General features: G+C 44.8%; 20 protein-coding genes and 1 pseudogene. 16 read left to right on the top strand and 5 right to left on the bottom strand.

Annotated features, from left to right (window positions below):
* Window positions 1–203 precede the first annotated feature (203 nt).
* A complete protein-coding gene (locus LACPH_RS11175) occupies window positions 204–1,157 on the top strand; it encodes an aldo/keto reductase (protein WP_010492394.1) in 954 nt (317 codons plus the stop codon).
* Between the two features lie 192 nt (window positions 1,158–1,349).
* Here LACPH_RS11175 and LACPH_RS11170 read toward each other — a convergent pair whose 3' ends face one another.
* The gene (locus LACPH_RS11170) at window positions 1,350–1,526 is read right to left on the bottom strand and encodes a hypothetical protein (protein ID WP_306386963.1); all 177 of its coding nucleotides are present in this window, start codon (window positions 1,524–1,526) and stop codon (window positions 1,350–1,352) included.
* Window positions 1,527–1,828: 302 nt separating this feature from the next.
* On the opposite strand from LACPH_RS11170, the gene LACPH_RS11165 reads away from it, so the two are divergent.
* The 11 genes and pseudogenes from LACPH_RS11165 (at window position 1,829) to LACPH_RS11115 (ending at window position 9,368) form a co-directional block, all read left to right on the top strand.
* Window positions 1,829–2,167 (top strand): bacteriocin immunity family protein, encoded by a 339-nt coding sequence (locus LACPH_RS11165; RefSeq protein WP_087912758.1) that lies wholly within the window; start codon window positions 1,829–1,831, stop codon window positions 2,165–2,167.
* Window positions 2,168–2,453: 286 nt separating this feature from the next.
* Window positions 2,454–3,786: pseudogene (locus LACPH_RS11160) on the top strand (MFS transporter).
* 55 nt (window positions 3,787–3,841) lie between these two features.
* The gene (locus LACPH_RS11155) at window positions 3,842–4,285 is read left to right on the top strand and encodes an RrF2 family transcriptional regulator (RefSeq protein WP_306386962.1); all 444 of its coding nucleotides are present in this window, start codon (window positions 3,842–3,844) and stop codon (window positions 4,283–4,285) included.
* Between the two features lie 291 nt (window positions 4,286–4,576).
* Entirely contained in the window at window positions 4,577–5,407 is an 831-nt protein-coding gene (locus LACPH_RS11150; RefSeq protein ID WP_306386961.1) for an alpha/beta hydrolase, read from the top strand.
* 315 nt (window positions 5,408–5,722) lie between these two features.
* Window positions 5,723–5,905, top strand: a complete 183-nt coding sequence (locus LACPH_RS11145; protein WP_306386960.1) for a class IIb bacteriocin, lactobin A/cerein 7B family — start codon at window positions 5,723–5,725, stop codon at window positions 5,903–5,905.
* A gap of 14 nt (window positions 5,906–5,919) precedes the next feature.
* Window positions 5,920–6,081: a hypothetical protein gene (locus LACPH_RS11140; RefSeq protein WP_306386959.1), complete on the top strand. Its 162-nt coding sequence runs from the start codon at window positions 5,920–5,922 to the stop codon at window positions 6,079–6,081.
* Window positions 6,082–6,696: 615 nt separating this feature from the next.
* Window positions 6,697–7,086 (top strand): hypothetical protein, encoded by a 390-nt coding sequence (locus LACPH_RS11135; RefSeq protein WP_306386958.1) that lies wholly within the window; start codon window positions 6,697–6,699, stop codon window positions 7,084–7,086.
* 22 nt (window positions 7,087–7,108) lie between these two features.
* Window positions 7,109–7,792: a CPBP family intramembrane glutamic endopeptidase gene (locus LACPH_RS11130; protein ID WP_306386957.1), complete on the top strand. Its 684-nt coding sequence runs from the start codon at window positions 7,109–7,111 to the stop codon at window positions 7,790–7,792.
* Window positions 7,793–8,222: 430 nt separating this feature from the next.
* Window positions 8,223–8,420: a hypothetical protein gene (locus LACPH_RS11125; RefSeq protein WP_010492355.1), complete on the top strand. Its 198-nt coding sequence runs from the start codon at window positions 8,223–8,225 to the stop codon at window positions 8,418–8,420.
* A 27-nt stretch (window positions 8,421–8,447) separates the two neighbouring features.
* Window positions 8,448–8,606: a bacteriocin leader domain-containing protein gene (locus tag LACPH_RS11120; RefSeq protein WP_306386956.1), complete on the top strand. Its 159-nt coding sequence runs from the start codon at window positions 8,448–8,450 to the stop codon at window positions 8,604–8,606.
* A 477-nt stretch (window positions 8,607–9,083) separates the two neighbouring features.
* Window positions 9,084–9,368, top strand: a complete 285-nt coding sequence (locus tag LACPH_RS11115; protein WP_306386955.1) for a hypothetical protein — start codon at window positions 9,084–9,086, stop codon at window positions 9,366–9,368.
* A 180-nt stretch (window positions 9,369–9,548) separates the two neighbouring features.
* Here the strand turns inward: LACPH_RS11115 and LACPH_RS11110 are convergent, their stop codons facing one another.
* Both LACPH_RS11110 and LACPH_RS11105 read right to left on the bottom strand, forming a co-directional pair.
* A complete protein-coding gene (locus tag LACPH_RS11110; protein WP_306386954.1) occupies window positions 9,549–10,355 on the bottom strand; it encodes a response regulator transcription factor in 807 nt (268 codons plus the stop codon).
* Window positions 10,345–11,658 carry a GHKL domain-containing protein gene (locus tag LACPH_RS11105; protein WP_306386953.1) on the bottom strand — a complete coding sequence of 438 codons (1,314 nt, stop codon included), beginning with the start codon at window positions 11,656–11,658 and terminating at the stop codon, window positions 10,345–10,347. The genes LACPH_RS11110 and LACPH_RS11105 overlap by 11 nt, the downstream gene beginning before the upstream one ends.
* 166 nt (window positions 11,659–11,824) lie before the next feature.
* On the opposite strand from LACPH_RS11105, the gene LACPH_RS14315 reads away from it, so the two are divergent.
* The 4 genes from LACPH_RS14315 to LACPH_RS11090 all read left to right on the top strand — a co-directional run bounded on the left by LACPH_RS14315 (window position 11,825) and on the right by LACPH_RS11090 (window position 17,338).
* A complete protein-coding gene (locus LACPH_RS14315; RefSeq protein ID WP_370531180.1) occupies window positions 11,825–11,971 on the top strand; it encodes a bacteriocin-like peptide, LSEI_2386 family in 147 nt (48 codons plus the stop codon).
* A gap of 315 nt (window positions 11,972–12,286) precedes the next feature.
* Window positions 12,287–14,479 carry a peptide cleavage/export ABC transporter gene (locus LACPH_RS11100; RefSeq protein ID WP_306386952.1) on the top strand — a complete coding sequence of 731 codons (2,193 nt, stop codon included), beginning with the start codon at window positions 12,287–12,289 and terminating at the stop codon, window positions 14,477–14,479.
* Between the two features lie 11 nt (window positions 14,480–14,490).
* The gene (locus LACPH_RS11095) at window positions 14,491–15,870 is read left to right on the top strand and encodes a bacteriocin secretion accessory protein (RefSeq protein WP_306386951.1); all 1,380 of its coding nucleotides are present in this window, start codon (window positions 14,491–14,493) and stop codon (window positions 15,868–15,870) included.
* A gap of 112 nt (window positions 15,871–15,982) precedes the next feature.
* Window positions 15,983–17,338 (top strand): threonine/serine exporter family protein, encoded by a 1,356-nt coding sequence (locus tag LACPH_RS11090; RefSeq protein WP_306386950.1) that lies wholly within the window; start codon window positions 15,983–15,985, stop codon window positions 17,336–17,338.
* A gap of 286 nt (window positions 17,339–17,624) precedes the next feature.
* Here the strand turns inward: LACPH_RS11090 and LACPH_RS11085 are convergent, their stop codons facing one another.
* Window positions 17,625–18,602: an aldo/keto reductase gene (locus tag LACPH_RS11085; RefSeq protein WP_306386949.1), complete on the bottom strand. Its 978-nt coding sequence runs from the start codon at window positions 18,600–18,602 to the stop codon at window positions 17,625–17,627.
* Between the two features lie 301 nt (window positions 18,603–18,903).
* The gene (locus tag LACPH_RS11080; RefSeq protein ID WP_155807535.1) at window positions 18,904–19,071 is read right to left on the bottom strand and encodes a hypothetical protein; all 168 of its coding nucleotides are present in this window, start codon (window positions 19,069–19,071) and stop codon (window positions 18,904–18,906) included.
* Between the last annotated feature and the right edge of the window lie 139 nt (window positions 19,072–19,210).

The raw sequence follows: 19,210 nt of genomic DNA, 5'->3' as shown, positions 1-19,210 counted from the left end.
CCTAATAAGGGACTTTTGCTGATAAAAAATAAGTGACTATATATTTAAATTACCGCGCGAAAAAGATGATGACAAGTCGTTATATTGAAATTCTAATAATGGCTTGACCTCAAGTGGACTTTAGGGGCTAAACTAGAGGCGGTTACGGTTGTGATAGATGATATCACGATGGTTAAGTTTGCATTGAAAGGGGTTTTTAAGACATGAAACAAGTGCGATTAGGCGGTTCTAACTGGCAGGCTTCAAGCGTGGCACTGGGCATCATGCGCATGAATGTACTTTCGCCGGAAAAAGCTGCGATCGTTTTAGACAGTGCGTATAATGACGGCATTAACTTTATTGATTCCGCGGATATTTATGGTCAAGGCAAGTCGGAAGAAGTTTTCGGTGAAGCCTTGAAGCAATCCGGTGTTAACCGCGATCAACTCTATATTCAGTCGAAGATCGGTATCGTGGTTGACCCAGATCGTTCACACGGCAGTCTTGTTTTTGGACGGCGCTATGACTTTTCAAAGGAACACTTGCTGGGCGCAGTTGATAAGATCTTGGAGCGCCTGCAAATCGACTATCTCGATTCAGTGTTATTGCACCGGCCGGATCCATTAATGGAAGTGGACGATGTGGCGGCGGCATTTGACGAGTTGCAGCAAAGCGGCAAAGTTCGTCACTTCGGCGTTTCAAACTTTAATCCCGAGCAAATTGCCTTACTACAAAGTGGCATTCACCAGCATCTGTTAATCGACCAAGTGCAATTCTCGGTCGCTCATACTGGCATGGTCAACGCAGGCATGCACACGAACATGGAAGACGATCGGTCCATCGACCATGATGGCAGTCTGTTGCCTTATCTCCAGCGCAAACAGATGACATTACAGGCATGGTCACCGTTCCAATACGGAATGTTTGAAGGCACCTTCATCGACAGCCCGAAGTTCAAGGATCTGAACGATGAACTGCAAAAAGTCGCCGACCACTACCACACCAATAAAAATGCCATCGCCGTTGCCTGGCTCTTACGCCATCCGGTTGGTGTCCAGGTTATCCTCGGCTCCATGAATCCTGAGCATATTAAGGAAAGTGCAGCTGGCGCGGACATCACGCTGACGCGGCAAGAGTGGTACAACATTTACTTTGCGGCAGGCAATGATTTGCCGTAAACATCAGCTAGCGTGTTAAGGGCACGCAACTGAAGTATTTTAATTTTACGTGGCTCGTTAAAAAGTCCGACAAAATTTGACTGAGTGTCAAAATCTTGTCGGACTTTTTGGCTCGTTGGAATCCCTTAGCAAAATGGAAATTTGCAACCGTACATCAATTCTTACGCGGCAAAAAGCTATGCGTTGATCTTTTCATTCTTCATCGATTGATGAGGCAAAATATGAAATCAGGGCTGATAACAATAGCATCGGGACGACAAAATCAGATGAAGGCAGCCATTTGAACGCGGCAGCAACGATATACAGCACCAAGGAAATGGCGCTGATCCATGTAATCACTCTTAGTACCATATCTGCGGTTATGATCATTTGAAAGTTCCTCCAGACTTCTTTACACCCAGTATACGATGACAGCATGACTTCAGGAATCAAAAAAGTTTAACGTAGGTAATTTGGCAATTTTCGTCGTGTGAGGTCTTTAAAATGTCAAGTGACGACGAAAAAAGGAGGTTTTACTGCGTTAAAAAAGTTAATATCTCGTGCCTGCTTAAGAGCGCTGAGGTTGGGCTTGCAATCATTAACTTCCCGGAGCATCCTATGGGTACTTGGAAAGTAGACAAGATTTCAGAAGAGTGAAATTACGCAAGCCGATTTTCGTGAGGAAGTGCAAGATGCCAGACAAACGTGAAACCTTATTAGACTTGTTAAGCAAGGCTTATTCGAGTCCAACGATCAAAGCACAGGCAGATTTACAGGCGCTAATCAAAATCAATGCCAAGAAACTTGATGAAGGCGATGATGACAAAGCTTATGTGACTGCGGTGACCCAATTGTCCCACGATATTTCAAAGTATTATCTCATTCATCATACGATGCCAAAAGAGCTGGTGGACATTTTCAACTTCATTAAGAAAGATGTCGCCATAAGCGAGGCTGACGCCGCCCGTTATCGAAAACAGGCGCTGGCAGCGGGATTAGGTGCCATGCCGATTGTTTGGGGTGGTCATTAATACTGGTGTGAGATCCGGGGTAAACTGACTGGGGAATCGTTGAAAATGACAACCTTACCCAAATAAATCATTGCTGCAACTGGCCGTGGAGTAGTCCGCGGCTATTTTCATACAAAAAAATTTGCAATATTAGTATATACGGAATATACTAATTGAACCAAGGAAGGGAGAATCGCATATGAATAAAACAGAAGACAAAGAGGTTGCGGCTGCAGATAGGCTGGTAGCTGATGAATCACTTGAAGATACGGACTTGACTGAATCCAAGCCGATCAAAACTAACGCCATGTCGATCACAGAGCGTATCATTTTAGGACTCGCGCTGATCGGTGCTTTTCTTGGGGTACTTGATACCTCGATTGTTTATACAGGAACGGTTAAGATGGCGGCACAATTACAGTTGAATGCCAATGCCTTGTCATGGGTGCAGGTTGCATATGCCTTGACTTATGCGGGGTTCATGCTTGTAGGCGGGAAATTAGGCGATATTTATGGACGTAAGCCGCTTTTTATTGCAAGCTTAATCATTTTTGGCATTGGTAGTCTTGTTGTCGGAGCGGCAACCAATGCGCCGATCATGATCGGTTTTCGCGCGATTCAAGGGATTGGTGCCGCAGTACTTGCTCCGAATTGTCTCGCGCTCTTGACCGATACCTTTCAAGGAAAAGCACGCCAGCGGGCAATTGGCTATTATGCGTCTGTTATTGGCGCTGGCGCAGCAGTCGGTTTGGTGATCGGTGGTTTTTTTTGCCACTTTTGCTTCATGGCGGGTCGGTTTTTACATTAACGGACCGATTGCGTTGCTGATGGTGATTGTTGCAGCGCGGTATTTACCTAGTGCTAAGTGCCAAAGTGGGAAGATTGACTGGATTGGCACAATTTTATCAGTTTTGGCGATGACCTCGATTTCATATGGTCTTGATGGCAGTCCTTGGCCAGTAGTGACATTGTTGATTTCATTGGTGTTATGGGGCGCATTTATTATCAGTCAAGGACGCGTTGCTCATCCGACAATGCCATTGGAGATTTTTGCGGATAAGGAACGGATGGCATCTTACGTCAGCTCACTGTTATTTAGTGCCGCGGCGATCGGCTTTTGGTTCTATACGCCGCAGTTTATGCAAAAAGCGCTTGGACTGACACCGTTCATGACAGCGCTGGGTATGGTGCCAATGGCAATCTTACTGTTCATTGTGGCAGTTAGGGCCCGAACATTCGTTGATCGCTGGCATAATTCGAGTGTCATGCTTTTCGGATTCGTGGTTGTTTCACTTTCTCTGGCAGAACTCGTAGTTGTCTCACGCTTTGCCAATTATTGGTTACTGTTGCTCGGAACACTGGGATTTGCTGTTGGGTTTGCGCTGGCTTTCGCGACATTAGCCACCTCAGGCTTAGCTAGAATTCGGCCGCAGATATCAGGTGCCGCATCAGGCGTCTACAACACAGCGCGTCAATTCGGCGGTGCTTTGGGATTGGCTGTTTTTGCGGCAACGACTGGAAGGCTGACGAATATCGCCGATGTTTTTGGTCAGGCCATGTTAATCGGCGTCGGGATGACCCTTGTCGGCATTGTCCTCGTGCTGACTTTGATCATTCCCGCAGAAAAGCGCAGCGCTTGATCAGATAATTGGTATAATGGAATATACTTAATCGATTAATTGGAGGGTATATTCGATGGCCTTTTCCGTTGCATTTTCGCAAGCGCTCGACATTGCTGCCTATGTCAATGCGAAGTCACAAGATCAGCGTGACGAATATTTATCGATCCAAAAGATTTCCGAAATGTTGAATATCCCGGTGCCCAGCATTAAGAAAATATCGGCAACACTTAAAAAGAATGGCATCTTGAGCTCCAAAACCGGTCTCAATGGTGGACTGCGATTGGCCAAACCTGCTGACGCGATTACCATTTACGATATCTTGATCGCCATTGAAGGCAGAACACCGCTATTTAAAATTCATGAAGCAGTGGATCCAAGTGCTTTTGTCAATGGAACAAGGGTTGAGCGCTGGCTTGATGCTAGCTCAAAGGTATTGAACCAAGCCGAAGAAGCGATGCTGAAGGTGTTAAAAAATACCAGCCTCGCTGATCTGGCTAAGGGCTCAGACCGCGATTAGTCGAAACAAATCGTTACAAATAGCCACTTTATTCAAACCCCCCGTACATGTTGGGTTTGGATGAAGTGGCTTTTTCGATCTTATGGCAAATTTAGAAATTGAGGATGGTGAATCTACTTTTCAATGAAGACTGTTTAGACGGAATCTGATGAACCGCTTAGAAGCCGAGTTTCAGGAAAGATGGTGCCTTATCAGCGGACGAGGCAAAATAATTAAAAGAAAAAACGTTGCATGATACAATGGTAGTCCAAGTAGTTAACCCCATTGCCTAAGTAGACAAGGAGTAAGACCATGAAGTTTTTCGCTAAAATCGCACTGATTTTTTTCATGATGACGGCTGGTTGGTTTGGACTTCAATCAAATCGCCAATCTTCAGTTGCACAAGGTCAAACAGGTAAGACCAATCAAGTGCCGACTTTATTTGTCCATGGTTTTGGCGGCAGCTATGCCTCGGAAAAGGGGATGATTGACGGGCTTAGTCAGTATGCCGGCTTTCAGGAAGTGCTTTATTACCTGATTAAGAGGGATGGCAGGTTGGCGGTTAAGGGAAAATGGCGGCCAAACGTGAAGCATCCGTTAATTGCGGTTGTTTTTGAAAGCGGCAATCCAGAAGATGCCTCGGCACTCGGCAAAATTCTCAAACAACTGAAGACTCGTTATGGTGTCAGGTATTTTAACGCGGTTGGCCATTCTGCTGGTTCGCTGGGATGGACATACTGGGCGACGCAAGCGAATAAGACGGGTATGCCAAGTTTGAAAAAATTTGCGGCCGTTGGTGGCCCGTTTAATGCCATTCCGGGAATGGGAGCCAATAGCGGTAAGACAGTTACCAAAAATTCGAAGGGGCAGCTTCAAAAGATGTCGAAGCAGTATGCCGATTTTTACCGCAACCGCCAGCTTTTCCCCAAAACAGTCAAGGTGCTCAATCTCTTTGGCAATCTTGGTGACGGCTCCGATGGCCGAGTACCAATTGGCTCGGCCAAGTCACTAAGGTACCTTGTAGCTGATCGGGTCAAAGAATACACGGAACATGAAATCAGGCATCGAGCGCAGCATAGTCAGTTGCATCAGCGGAATAAAGTTGTGAATGCGCATCTTTATAAATTTTTGAATCAGAAATAGGATTTTGATTTGTGTTTTGAGTTGTGTTAGTTCAGCAGATTAGGCAAAGTCGGTGTCAGTCGAAGATGGATTTATTCTAAAAATTTTAGGCGTATAGCATGGTCACAAAATAAACGCCGTGAAAGTCACTTTTTTCGTCTTTTTTTTGCATTTTTTGAAAAGAAAGTAACGAAAAAACGGCAATTTTGAACGTTTAAAATTTAAAAACCTAAAAATACTCTTCAGCATGTATATTGTGTGTAAGGTAGCTAGCACCTATTGGTTTGATTTTAAAAGACGTTGTTGTCGTGGATGGATTTAAACTTGGAGGTTTTTATGGATATAAAGGATTTAGCATTAAATCGGTTTAATGATCTTTCAAAAGATGATTTGGCAAATGTTAGGGGTGGCCTGTTTCCAATTGTTATTGCGGGGGTTGCTATTACTAAAGGAATGGCATGGGGTGCCGGTGCCCTTGCAGCAGGAATCGGAACAGGGTACCTAATTAATAAACATTAGGAGGCGGAACTTTAATGAAAAACAGTAATTTAAACGCTTTAGGTGTCAGTGATAAATTTCAAGACCTCACAGACAAAGACATGAAAACTGTCGTTGGAGGGATTGGGCCAGCCTTAATTGTTGCAATTTTTGCGCTGGGGTACACCATGGGCAAGGACATTGCTAACCGTAAATAACGGAGAATGCCTATGAAGATAAGAACAGCCAGCATCGTTCTAGGTTGGACCGTGTTTTTAGCCGCGACTATGTGGTTAATACTAAGTGATTTAAAAATATTGCCGCGGGTTTCATTAATCGATCGCTACTATTGGCTTCTACTCGTTCTGTTCATCCTTATAGCTGGGACGAATCTGATTAATAGATTAAAAAGATGAGCCGTATGCGAATGATGGTCGAGCGATGACATTTAACGCTGCAGATAGCAGTGGATAGAAAGTGACAATCTGGTCGGCTAAGAGACACGAACTAAGGCTATTACCTTAAAACGCCCTTTAGTCTGCAATATCTCTAATTTTGAGGAAGGTGATTTAAAATGACTAAAATGAACAGTGAACAATTTTATGTGTTAACACAAAGTACACTTGAGAAGGTTCTGGGTGGCAATGCGTTCATGAAATTTGACGATCTACTATGGAATAAGACCTTAATAGAACCAATCCATGTGCCAGGGAAAAGATACGGGTTGCCAATTGTTCATCCAATTTTGCAGGAGAGTTAGCGGTCGAATTGCCAAGTTCAATCACGGACCGGTAATATTTTGTTGGAAAAACGCTAGATTGGGGAATTTTTTTATGGAAATCTTAAACGGGTATTTAAAAAACTGGCGTTGCATGTGGTCGTTTGCGAACTTGCGATTACCGATCGGCAAGCGTGCCTTCCTACAAGTCACTGTGACAGAATTTTTGCTTTATTTTGTCTGTGCGCTAGTTGCCAATACTATTGGTGTATTATATGCTCCGTTATCGCTCCTGATCGGACTGTCGCTTTTTGCATTCGCACTGTTCTCGATGCGAAGATTCATTTCTGTTGGAATTCCGCGAATACTAGCGGTTCCGATGTTTATTGTGCCGTTTTATCTTTTCAAATACCTAGGAACTTTTGGCTTGATTGCTGGATTCATCCTACTTGGACTTCATTTTTATATCACGGTATTTTTAAAGCCGAGAAAAAAGAAAATATAAAGATGAAAAATGAAGAGCTAATTTGAATGCATTTAGCCACAAAAGCGTTCGCAATGCCGGCTGCCGACATGTGAGCGCCTTTTTTATGGAAGGGGAAGCGTCGTTGAACCCAAGGATAGATTCTCATGGTGGAGTACGCAATTTAAGATTTTCAATATGGTTTGGGCTAGTTTTGCCGCAAGTAGCGCTATGGTTTATTGAACTTATTCGTCCGAATAATCAGATCTTTTTGGTTATTTGGTGTGTGGTCACTTTCTTTTATATGTTCGTTTCATATAAGTATATCGCTGCAGCGTCTTATTTAAGGCCTTCTCCCTCGAAAATATTCATCGGTTTGCTTGGCGGTGTACTCGTCTTAATCCTAGAGGTGATCTTTGCTGAACTTTTTCCAAATATCCAAGGTTCGCAATTGAGTCCCAACATGGTACCGTTTATTCCGCTATACGCATGTGTTTGTGGACCGGTTTGGGAAGAAGTTTTGTTTAGAGGCATTTTGAACAAAAGAATCTTTAACGGATCAGGGGTAGGACTCATCATTTCGTCACTTGGCTTTTCCTTGCTACATGGATATCTTTCTCCACTCATCATCCTGTATTTTTTAATGGCGTTGATTTTCAGTTTCTGTAATCGCGGTAAGGCAGATGTCAGTGCATCGATTGTTGCCCACATAGTTGTCAACACAGTCGTATTTTTCCTTAACTTTTAGGCACTTATAGGAGTTGCCTACCTGAAAAAGTTAAGTGACTCGTTATTGCCATGGCAAACCTGGCTGTCGATAGTGTCTAATCCCTGATGGTTCTGTTGTGCTACGGCGCATTATACCAACAGCATGTTCGTTGAAAGCGGCGATTAATTCCAGCAAGGCGTTACCTGCTTGTCGAATTAATCACCGCTTTTAATGCTCTGGCGGCGACTAAAGATGATCCAGCCAAAAAATAAACGTCGCAAAATCGGCTTTTTTCGTTGAATTTTGTCGTCTTTGGTTAAATTCACTACGAAAAGTTCAAAAATACCGACGTTTAAAATTAATTAATCAGATGAACTCAAGCCTATCGTATATTGTGTTTAGGGAAGCTAGCACCCTAAAAGTTTAAATATATCGGCTGTGAACAAGTCGAAGAAATGGAGGAAACGCCATGCAACAATTCGTGACGTTGGATGATAGCCGCCTGGAACGGATCAGTGGTGGCGGTACTGATAATTTTTGGACTTACATCGGCATGGGACTGGGAGCAATTGCACGAAGCTGGGCTCAAGGTGGTTTTGTGGCACCTGCAATGAGCCTTAGCATCGATGTCCTTAACGAGCTCAAACGAAAAGAAAACTTGCCATAGGATCAGTCAAAAGAAAGGATGAGCGTCATGACCAACTTAAAAGATTTCGAACTTTGCCAGATTACAGGTGGCTTTTTACCGTTCGCGATTCCGGTAGCAACGATTCTAGGTATTCTGGCGACAGATGCATTTAATCATGCTGACCAGCTGATTGATGGGTTTAAACAAGGCTGGGAGAGGCCATAACAAAGTCATGATAAATGTGCTTTTCAGGGAGACAGGGTGTAGCCGTTTAGGAAAACGTAGCTCTACCACTGCAGAAGCAGTAGCTGTTAGGTTTTCCCTTCCGGTGAATCTCTCGGTCTCTCTTTAGGTTTGTGGGCACTGTTGCACGAGCAGTTATTGGCGAAATCGAAGGTGAATTCACTTATATGTATGCGAAAAATGGCTGTATTTGATCATAAGCGACTTAGACAGCCGCTTTTTATGTGGATAGTCCAGATTTGTTTGTTCACACTACTGTGGATCATGTCTAATGATGCGAGTTGGCAGGTGCATGCGATTATCCTCATTGCAATTCTATCCAATTCGTACGATTTTTTAAGAAAACTGTTCACAATGACAAGAGCGTATGATCGACAACGAAACAACAAGAAATGACCATATTTAAAAGTGTGTTTATAAAGGCAGCAGAATCACGCAACTGCGAGTAGGAGCAGAAGAATGCCATCTAAAGATGAGATAATTGTTGCAATGGAGAAGCTAGCCATTAAGTTGAGTATGTGTCATAAAAACTCTGAAACAGCACTGTTTGTTGACCGAGAATTAGAAGTGTTGAAAACGTGCGATGGTCTTGCATTCCACAACAAGCTCCAATACTTCTTTAACACCGCACCGGTTATCAAATTGTCTGACAGTATTTCTTTCAGTGAGTCAGAAAAAACACTTTGGGATGCTGTCTTTGAGTACAAACAATTAGGCAACTATGATTGGATCGCAAGTGAATGAGTGGCTGTTGTATTCCTTAATATGCTTTTTCAGCTGTTCTTTGAATCAGCGACCAATAGCCCGAGAATCGGCGAAAAGTCAGCTCAGTCGACAAGCTTTCTAAAGGCCCAGAAATTCCTTCGAAAATGGAAGAATTTCTGGGCCTTTTTTGCACTTGCCGCGAGGGTGACGGGCGTTTTTTTAAGCGTCATCCGCCAGATTGTTAGCCTCAGCATGTGAACGATTAGCCGCTGCCATGAGTCTACGTAAAGCTGAAACTTTACGAATGCTGACGTCAAGCTTATCCTGATTGTCCATGTAAACGAACCGACCAGAAGCGTTCAATTTATGAACGTGAAGGGGGTTAAGTAGGAAACTTCGATGGCATCGAAATAAGGTTGGATATCGACTTGCAACTTCTTTTAAGTTCCCTGGGAAAGTGGTTGTTTCATGTTTAGCGTGCAATTCGAGCGTGCTAGGTGTGCCAAGCACGGTTTGAATATACAGCACGTCGTCTAGCGGAAGTGAAAAGAGATTGGCTCCAATCTGGTAGCTGAATAGCCGTGGGGATTCGAGTTGACGTGACCGTAATCGCTTTATCCCTTGAACAAGATTGATACGCAGCCGCGTTTCAACTTCTGCAGGCACGCTTTTATCCACTAAGTCTAAAGGCAGAATCTTTTGGGACAGAATGGCCAGTGCTTGTTCGGTGTGGCTGGTAATGAACATGATGTCTGCATATAGGGAATGCTTCCGGACAATGTTGGCAATATCAATGCCATTGATAGAGGATCCGGGAATATCAATGTCCAGCAGAAAGAAGCTGTCATTAATTTGCTGTAGATCAATGGCGTTTAACAGATCTGTAGCAGATTGTGTAGCAATTTTAATTTCCGCATGTAATTCTTCAATCATAATGTAATTGCTGAGCGTTTTTTCAATGAACCTCAGGAAGGTATCGTCGTCTTCCAAGATGAAGATTTTCAAGGTCGTACGGTTAGTGATCATATAATGAATCTCCTATGAATAAAGTGATTTTCAGCTGTTGGCTAATAACCGATTTTCTGATAAGAATATTTTTGTTTTGTTGCATGAGCTCATTGATGATGGACAGGCCATTGCCATGTCCGTCGCCCTTAGTCGTAAAGTTCTTCTTTTCAAGATCTGCCAGATTGAAGTCAGGACCGACATCGTTCATGACGCTGACTTCTAGACCTTGCTTTAAGGCAATTAACGTGACGTCGAAGCGATGATGTTTAATTCTGACGGTTTCCTCTAGCGCATTGTCGATCAAGATGCCAAGCGCTCTGATAATGGCAAAACCAAGGGCACTTTCTAGAGGATGAATGATTCCTTTAGTTTGGACATTCATGATGACATTGTGGTTCATTGATTCAGCCCATTTTAAATAAAGCAAGCTTTTTAAAGGATCACTTTTAATTGATGTGAATGAACTTTTGCCTAGTTCTGCCTGATTTAGCGATGCCTGGGCTCGAGAAAGGATGGCTTGGGTATCCGGCGAGATGGTTGAAGAGGATTGCTGCAGAGACAGTTGAAGCGATGCTAACAGATTTTTGTAGTCGTGTAGAAGTTTGTTCGTGTTTTTTTGTTGTTGGCTCAGGGTGGTGTAATACGCCCGCTGAGAAGCCTCGGCTCGCTTGATCCAGGTGAGTTCAACATAGTAACTAAACGACTTCAAAATCAAGAAAAGTGAATATAGGTTGATGATGACTGACAGCGTAAAGATACCAAGAATAAGCAAGTCCAACATGATGCCGATGTTGACTAAATTAGATATCGCCTCAAAGCAGTACAACGAAACGCATGTGGCACCTGTATAGAGAATAACTGATTTCTGGAGATGGTTTTGCTCTCTAATAAGCGTTCGCAACTGTTCAAGCTGCTTTTGCTTTTTTACTAGTAGCCAGATCACAATCGCTGCTAAAGCTGTAGTGAGGATAAGTGTAATAACCACACTAATTAAAGCCAGGTTTTGCGTACCTGCCGCCGCAAAAATTCTTATGACACAGGTTTGAATCGTGATGATGATGAGATTAACTTCCATGAAGATAAAAACCCAGAATTTGTCGGAACGTTGGTTCGTTTTGGATATATACCACGCATATATTAAGCAGAAGCCAATTTCTCCATAAGTTAGTAAGAACAGTGAGAGTGTCGTTCCAGTCATTGACCATAAGGCCACGTGAAGCGGACGGATACGGCAAAAGAAGATATATGAAAGAAAACCAATCCCAAAAATAAAGATTGGTAAATTCATAAAAAAGTATATATGACTCGGAAGAATGACCATATCAAAAGCTCCAATTTTCTTGAAAATAGGCCAAGTTATTTTTGCATTCGTCTTATCATACGACGTTAATTGGCCAAAACACGACGTTAATTTTTTTTTGAACAATAGTTGTACCTTGCATGGTAGGCTGATGTTATCAAAACAAATCGTCTAGGAGGAACTTACCATGACTGACAAAAAGAGTAGTAAGAAAGAGGCAATCATGTCGGATTCCAGTCTTTCACATGTACGTGGAGGTACCAATCGTGTCACAAACCAGTCATTTGAGGATTTGAAGAGTTGGATAGCGGGTCTTTTTCGAGGAAAACATTAAGGCGTGCAGGAAAGAAAACTGCGTGAGGACCTGATATCTTCGGCAAAGACGCATGAATGTAGCAACGGACAAACAGGTTTTTATTAAATAAAAAGTAAACTCCGATTTTTATTTAATATTAAATTCTCTATTTTAAGGTGCTATTGATTCTCAGCAGAGTCATATTACCATAGATTTGTCTTTGCGACAGTTAATATGCTCAACCTTAACATCTGTGATAAAAGACTAAGCTCCGAGCAAGCTTGTCGCATCTGAGCCCGCGAACTGTGGACGTTGCATGTTTTACAATCTGAAATCCAACATGAGGAGGCTTTAATGGTTCAGTACAAACTAAAACTAGGTCAAGCAAAATACTACAAACGCTATTACACGCCTCAGGTGGATGAGCGTGATTGCGGCGTTGCGGCGCTTAATATGTTGCTGAAGTTTCATGGGTCCGACTATTCACTCGCACATTTACGGCAACTGGCGAAGACTGATCAAGAAGGAACGACGGCGTTAGGCATTGTTCGCGCTGCCCAGGAACTTCATTTTGAAACCAAGGCAGTTAAGGCGGATATGACGTTGTTTGATTTGGATGATGTTTCATATCCGATCTTGGTGCATGTTTTGAAGCGCGGCGAGCTGTTGCATTATTATGTCGTGTTTAAGGCGACGAAGGATCATATCTTAATCGGTGATCCTGACCCTTCAGTCGCGATGACCTGGCTTTCAAAAGATGAGTTTACCAAGGAGTGGTCGGGGGTCGCTATTTTCATTGCGCCTGAACCGCAATATCAACCGCACAAAGAGGACAAAGGCAGTTTGTTTGCCTTCGTGCCGTTGCTCGCGCGGCAAAAAGTGATTATTGCCAATATTATTGTTGCGGCTTTGTTGATCACGGTGATTAGCATTGTTGGGTCGTATTTTCTGCAATCGATCATTGATACCTACATTCCAAGTGCTATGCGGACAACTTTAGGGATGATCGCCAGTGGGCTGATTCTCGCCTACATTCTCCAATCCGTTTTGACGTATGGCCAGAATTTCTTGATGGCGGTTTTAGGCCAGCGATTGTCGATTGACGTTATTTTAGGTTACGTTCGGCATCTGTATGAATTACCCATGTCCTTTTTTGCAACGCGCCGGACAGGGGAGATTGTGTCGCGGTTTTCGGACGCCAATAAAATTATTGATGCCTTGGCGAATACGATTATGACTCTGTTTCTTGACGTTTGGATCGTGCTTATTTTAGGCATTGTTTTGGGCATTCAAAATACTACATTGTTCCTGGTGTCCTTAATTGCGGTGCCTTGTTACTTGGTGATTGTTTTCGCGTTTCAACGTCCTTTCAATCGGCTGAATCAAGAGACAATGGAAAGCAATGCCATTTTGAGCTCATCGATTATTGAGGATCTGAACGGTATTGAGACCATTAAGTCGCTGACAGGCGAAAAAGTCAGTTATGAACGGGTTGACCGTGAATTCGTTACGTATTTAAAAAAGTCATTCAATTACGCGAAAGCTGACCAACTTCAACAAGCCATCAAGGGGTTGCTGAAACTCGTCTTGAATGTGGTGGTGTTGTGGATTGGGGCGAGTCTGGTGATGGCTAACAAGATGAGCTTGGGGCAGATGCTGACGTTCAATGCCTTGCTGTCATACTTCACCAATCCGTTAGAAAGCATCATTAACTTGCAACCAAAATTGCAAATGGCTAAGGTGGCGAATAATCGGCTGAATGAGGTTTATTTGGTTGAATCTGAGTTTAAAGAACAGCGCCATCTGACCGATCGCAGCTTGATCGATGGCGCCATCATTGTGAATGACGTTTCTTTCAAGTATGGATTTGGTCAGGATATTTTGAAGCATGTCCATCTTGAAGTGCCCGCAAACGCTAAATACACGATTGTCGGCATGAGTGGGTCAGGTAAATCAACTTTGGCCAAATTATTGGTCGGTTTTTACCCGGTCGAAACAGGCAGGGGGAAAATCACTTTTAATGGCGCGCAGATCGATGATGTGGCGCTCACGACGCTGCGGCAATATATCGAGTATGTGCCGCAAGAGCCGTTTATTTTTTCCGGATCGGTGATGGAAAACTTAACGTTAGGCAGTCGTGCCGATTTGACGCAGGCGCAACTTGAAGACGCATGTGCCGTTGCGGAGATTGCCACGGATATTATGAATTTGCCGCAAATGTGGCAGACCAAGCTCACGGAAAGCGGGAGCATTTTATCAGGTGGTCAGAAGCAGCGCTTGGCGATTGCGCGGGCGTTGTTGTCGCCGGCCAAAGTGCTGATTTTTGATGAGTCGACTAGCAGTTTGGATACCATTACGGAGCGGCGGATTGTGGATCGGTTGTTGGCAATGAAGGATCGAACGATTATTTTTGTCGCCCACCGACTCACCATCGCGGCTAAAACCGAACAGATTGTGGTGATGGATCATGGAGAAATTGTTGAGCAGGGCAATCATGCCGAACTGCTGGCGAAGCAGGGATATTATGCGCGGTTGGTGAGTGAATAAGGAGGTTGACGATGATTGATCTTAAGAAACTAGAGACCACCGAGTTTTATAACCATCGTTACCGCAATTTTTCGACCATGATTATCTTGCCGACAGCGATTCTGTTTATAGGCCTGTTGCTCTTTTTCATTTTTGCTAAACGCGAAGTGACCGTGACAACGGCGGCGGAAATTGCCCCAGTTAAAACGGCCGTGACCATTCAGGGGACAACAGCGAATCGGATTGTGACGAATCATATGAAGGAAGGCAAGCGGGTCAAAAAAGGCGAGACGCTGCTGGTGTATCACGATGTAGCCAATCCTGCACAATTAAAGGTGTTGAACCAACAGTTGGCCACGCTAAAAGATCAAAAAGACCAATTGGACACACTCAATCGGAGTATTGCCGCCAATAAGGATCTTTTTACCACTGCCGACAAGTTCGGCTATCAACAACAAGTGCGCGATTATTTCAATCAGCGCCGAGTTTACGAACTAGAGTCGGAGGCCGTGAATGCGACTCAAAACGTGGCGAATGCCAAGAACAAAGAAATTGATCAATTGTTACGGACCAGTATGCAGGCTAGTGAGGACAAAATAGCGGCGATTCGTGAAGCTCAAAACGCCATCCGAACTGATCAGCCGCTAAAAGCCGACCATGCTTACGGTTATCTTTATGGGCAATATCAAGCCGAAGCCAAAAACACGGAGGCGGCCAATCTCGCTAACTTAAAAGGCCAGTACCAGTCACAGTTGCAAAATCTGCTGACAAGTGAAAAAGAGGCGCTCGCTGCACTGAAAACCCAACGCGCCAACCAAAAGCAAGCCGATCTTTCTACGCAACAAACAGGGCAAAATGAGGCAAAGTTAGCTTCTTTGCAAAACAAAATGCAGCAAACCATCGCGGCGGAGCAACTGAAGGTGCAACAGGCCATTCAGGAAGGCGAGGCAAAGCTGACGGCACTCCAAGATCAGCGCAATAACTATCAGGTCAAAGCGCCAGCCGACGGGATTTTGCATCTTGAAGCAACTCTAAGTGGCAACAAGTACATTCCGACCGGCACTGTCTTAGCACAGATTTTACCGGACTTGGCTAAGCAAAAAGAAGCTGATTTGAAGCTGGCAATTTCGCCGGCCGAGGTCATGAGCCTGAAACGTGGCCAAAATGTGCGCTTACGAATCGCTCGGAACGTACCGACGCCTATGACGATAACCGGCCGGATTTATGCAGTTGACGTTGCACCAACCGTGAATCCCAAAACCGGCAACTACTTTAAAGCCCAGGCTAGGGTGCACTTGTCTAAAACACATCAACAGTCGCTCTACTATGGCATCGCTGGAGAAGCAACCGTCATTACCGGAACAAAGACATATTGGCAGTACTTTGTTGATAAAATGTTCAATCGCCAGTAACAAGTGCGGCGATATTTTAAAATAAGCCAGCTAAAGTTGTGCTAAAATAGTGAATGTTTCTTTTCATTTTTCAAAACGAATATTCCTATAAGAAGAAGGATTGGCACAAGTTATGACGTCAAAAAGTAATCAGGCGGCGCAGGGGAATCCACCGCTTTCAGAAAAACACCATATGCAGATTCCTTGGTATGACGTCATCGTTAGCGAAGAACGTCAGGCGGATCATGCAACGCTTGAGGAACGGGCATCGCTTGTTGGCCGGGTTGGTATTATGTTGCTGGCGTGTGGCACAGGGGCGTGGCGAGTTCGGGAAGCCATGAACACGGTGGCGCGAGCCTTGCGGATGTCGTGTTCGGCTGACATTGGCTTAATTTCATTGTCGTATACCTGCTTCAGCAATAACCACGCTTATTCCGAAGTATTGTCGTTGCCGCAAAGTGGCGTGAATACGGACAAGCTGGATGCGCTGGAACGATTTGTGCGCGAGTTTGATGCGCAGTATGCCAAAGAGACGGTACGAGATATTCATCACCGGCTTGATCAGATTCAGAAAATGTCTGGCAACTATGATCCGCTTCGTGCTGGCCTTGCCGCGGCATTGGCCTGCTGTGCCTTCGTTTTTCTGCTTGGTGGCGGTCCGATTGAGATGATTTGTTGTTTTGTCGGTGCGGGTATCGGTAACTGGCTGCGCGGGATCATGATTCGGCGCAATTGGACGTTGCTGGCGTGCATCGGGGTCAGTGTTGCGGTTGCCTGTCTGGTTTACTTTCTTGTTTTCCGAGGCCTGGAAATGAGCTTGGGAATTGCTGCACGGCATGAGGCTGGCTATATCGGTGCTATGTTATTCGTCATTCCGGGCTTCCCGTTTATCACCAGTATGTTGGATATTTCCAAGCAGGATATGCGCTCAGGCATGGAGCGGCTGTTATATGCTTTGATGATCACGATTGTCGCTTCATTGGTTGGGTGGTTAGTGGCCATGGTGGTGCACTTGCGCCCGGAGAATTTTGCCGATTTAGGCCTTAATCCGGCACTTTTACTGGTTTTCCGGCTCATCGCCAGCTTTTGTGGGGTTTTCGGTTTCTCCGTGATGTTCAACAGCCCGCGGCGCATGGCAGTTCAGGCTGGTTTGATCGGGGCCGTCGCCAACACGTTGCGGCTTGAACTAGTGGATTTAAATACGATTCCGCCAGCTGCGGCAGCGTTTATCGGTGCCTTGGTGGCTGGTTTGATTGCCTCGGCGATCAACCGGGTTGACGGCTATCCGCGAATTTCGCTGACCGTGCCATCAATTGTGATCATGGTTCCGGGCCTTTATATTTATCGGGCTGTGTATAATATCGGTCTTAACAACATTGGCGTTGGCGCGGAATGGATGACCCGCGCGGCACTCATTATTATGTTTTTGCCACTGGGCTTATTTACCGCGCGTCTGATTATGGATTCGCGGTGGCGGAAAAGCGATTGAGCCTCTAGTCATCCGAAGCACACAAACAACCCCACTTTGCCAGGCAAAGTGGGGTTGTTGCGTTGTTTGTTTGAATGATTTGATTTGTCAGCAATGAAACAAATCGTTATGTCGCAACAGCGCTGTTGCCAAAGAAAGCTGCCGGCAGCAATGAGTGGTGCATAAATCCTGATGCCGCCTAGCTAACGTGTGAGCTGGCCTTGATCACACTCTGGTGGCGTGTAAATGTACCCTTACATCGATATAAATCGGTGAGCGGTAGCTTTTGACAACAGTGATGAAGCTGTTACCATTCGTATCCAACTGGATTTTTGATGAGGCGATCATACACATCTTTGACCACTGCCATCTGTTCAGGCGTCAGTGGCGGCACGTCCGCAGCATCGGTGTTGCGTTCGATTTGGGTAGGGTTGCTGGCGCCCGGGATGACGGCTGAAACAGCATCATACATTAAGATAAAACGCAATGCGGTTGCGGCGAGATTGTCGGAGCCGAGGCGTTCCTTAAGTTCACGGGCAGCTTTAACGCCGGTTAGATAATCAACGCCGGAGAAAGTTTCACCTTTGCTGAAGTGCTCGCCGTGACGATTGTTGGCTCGTTGATCGGTCGGGGCAAATTTGGTGTTTTCATCGAACTTGCCGGTCAGTAAGCCGCTTGATAATGGGACGCGAGCGAGAATGCCAACATCATGTTGTTTGGCCAGCGGGAAGAAGGTTTCGGCAGGGCGCAGACGGAACATGTTGAAAATCACTTCAACGACAGCCGTGTCATAGTCCAAAGCTTTAATGCCTTCCTCGGCGCGCTCGATGCTGACGCCGTAATGTCGGATCTTGCCGGCTTTTTGCAAGGTGTCTAGTGCAAAGAACGTCTCAGGTTGGTAATAGACCTGCATTGGCGGACAATGCAACAAGACAATATCCAGACTGTCCAAGCCCATATTTTGTAACGATTCATCGACATAGCGGCGTACATGATCAGGATCAAAATGCTCGGCAGTCAATGGTTCTTCTTTACGGCCGATTTTGGTCGTGAAATGAACGTCAGAATGCTGTTTGACAAAGGCGCCGACCATTTTTTCGCTTTCACCGCCTTGATAACCATCGGCAGTATCAAAAAAGTTGACGCCATGAGCATAAGCTTCTTCCAAAGTTTCGCGCGCAACCTTGGCATCAAACGGCGCACCCCACTTGCCGCCTAATTGCCAAGTGCCGAGGGAAACTTCACTGACTTTGTAACCGGTTTTGCCTAATAAACGATATTTCACTTGAAAGATCCTTTCTTAACCTGAATACGATTTCCAATTTTTGCAAAAGCAGGCGCGACACTGATTAAAAGTGGATCGCGCTGGCTTGGTGGCTATCCATTGCACTAAGGTTCGTCCCCCCAAAACTTCACAAAGCGAGACGTAACACCATCTCAACTTTACAAATAATTTTGTGTCGATGCAATATGGATTTGATAGGATTGGCTGCACGAGGATTAGGGAGTTTCGGGCAGACACCAGAATTGGACATTCAAAAACCCATCGCAATAAAATCCGCGATGGGCTCAGGCTCGAACAAGATTTACGCCTCCTTATGGAATAGGTATCCCGAAATCCAGACGATCAAAAAGAACACGACTCCAGTAAACAGATTTCTGAAGACCTGAAAGTGGCCACCTAAAAATAAATCAACGCCAAAAAGGAAAACCGTGAAAACACAGGTACTGATAAGCGCTTCTTTTGCGTTCATGATGAGCAGCCACCTCGTAAATTTTGCCCTAGGGTTGGTTCGACAGCGAATTTGTAGGTTGAATCGGTCATATGCGCCCTCCCGTTGCTTTGCAATGAATGCTTTTACTAACCCTCAGTTTGCAACAAAACCGCCGCGT

It is taken from the genome of Lacticaseibacillus parahuelsenbergensis, from assembly GCF_030770265.1.
GTDB classification, from domain to species: Bacteria; Bacillota; Bacilli; order Lactobacillales; family Lactobacillaceae; genus Lacticaseibacillus; species Lacticaseibacillus casei.
The sequence above is the reverse complement of the archived record's forward strand: the minus strand, read 5'-3'. Positions and strand labels throughout refer to the sequence as shown.

Coding starts and splice junctions, on each gene's coding strand:
- LACPH_RS11095 (WP_306386951.1), top strand. CDS start 14,491: ATGATTGATCTTAAGAAACTAGAGACCACCGAGTTTTATAACCATCGT.
- LACPH_RS11170 (WP_306386963.1), bottom strand. CDS start 1,526: ATGATCATAACCGCAGATATGGTACTAAGAGTGATTACATGGATCAGC.
- LACPH_RS11145 (WP_306386960.1), top strand. CDS start 5,723: ATGGATATAAAGGATTTAGCATTAAATCGGTTTAATGATCTTTCAAAA.
- LACPH_RS11120 (WP_306386956.1), top strand. CDS start 8,448: ATGACCAACTTAAAAGATTTCGAACTTTGCCAGATTACAGGTGGCTTT.
- LACPH_RS11100 (WP_306386952.1), top strand. CDS start 12,287: ATGGTTCAGTACAAACTAAAACTAGGTCAAGCAAAATACTACAAACGC.
- LACPH_RS11090 (WP_306386950.1), top strand. CDS start 15,983: ATGACGTCAAAAAGTAATCAGGCGGCGCAGGGGAATCCACCGCTTTCA.
- LACPH_RS11150 (WP_306386961.1), top strand. CDS start 4,577: ATGAAGTTTTTCGCTAAAATCGCACTGATTTTTTTCATGATGACGGCT.
- LACPH_RS11115 (WP_306386955.1), top strand. CDS start 9,084: ATGCCATCTAAAGATGAGATAATTGTTGCAATGGAGAAGCTAGCCATT.
- LACPH_RS11140 (WP_306386959.1), top strand. CDS start 5,920: ATGAAAAACAGTAATTTAAACGCTTTAGGTGTCAGTGATAAATTTCAA.
- LACPH_RS11155 (WP_306386962.1), top strand. CDS start 3,842: ATGGCCTTTTCCGTTGCATTTTCGCAAGCGCTCGACATTGCTGCCTAT.
- LACPH_RS14315 (WP_370531180.1), top strand. CDS start 11,825: ATGACTGACAAAAAGAGTAGTAAGAAAGAGGCAATCATGTCGGATTCC.
- LACPH_RS11135 (WP_306386958.1), top strand. CDS start 6,697: ATGGAAATCTTAAACGGGTATTTAAAAAACTGGCGTTGCATGTGGTCG.
- LACPH_RS11105 (WP_306386953.1), bottom strand. CDS start 11,658: ATGGTCATTCTTCCGAGTCATATATACTTTTTTATGAATTTACCAATC.
- LACPH_RS11080 (WP_155807535.1), bottom strand. CDS start 19,071: ATGAACGCAAAAGAAGCGCTTATCAGTACCTGTGTTTTCACGGTTTTC.
- LACPH_RS11165 (WP_087912758.1), top strand. CDS start 1,829: ATGCCAGACAAACGTGAAACCTTATTAGACTTGTTAAGCAAGGCTTAT.
- LACPH_RS11110 (WP_306386954.1), bottom strand. CDS start 10,355: ATGATCACTAACCGTACGACCTTGAAAATCTTCATCTTGGAAGACGAC.
- LACPH_RS11175 (WP_010492394.1), top strand. CDS start 204: ATGAAACAAGTGCGATTAGGCGGTTCTAACTGGCAGGCTTCAAGCGTG.
- LACPH_RS11125 (WP_010492355.1), top strand. CDS start 8,223: ATGCAACAATTCGTGACGTTGGATGATAGCCGCCTGGAACGGATCAGT.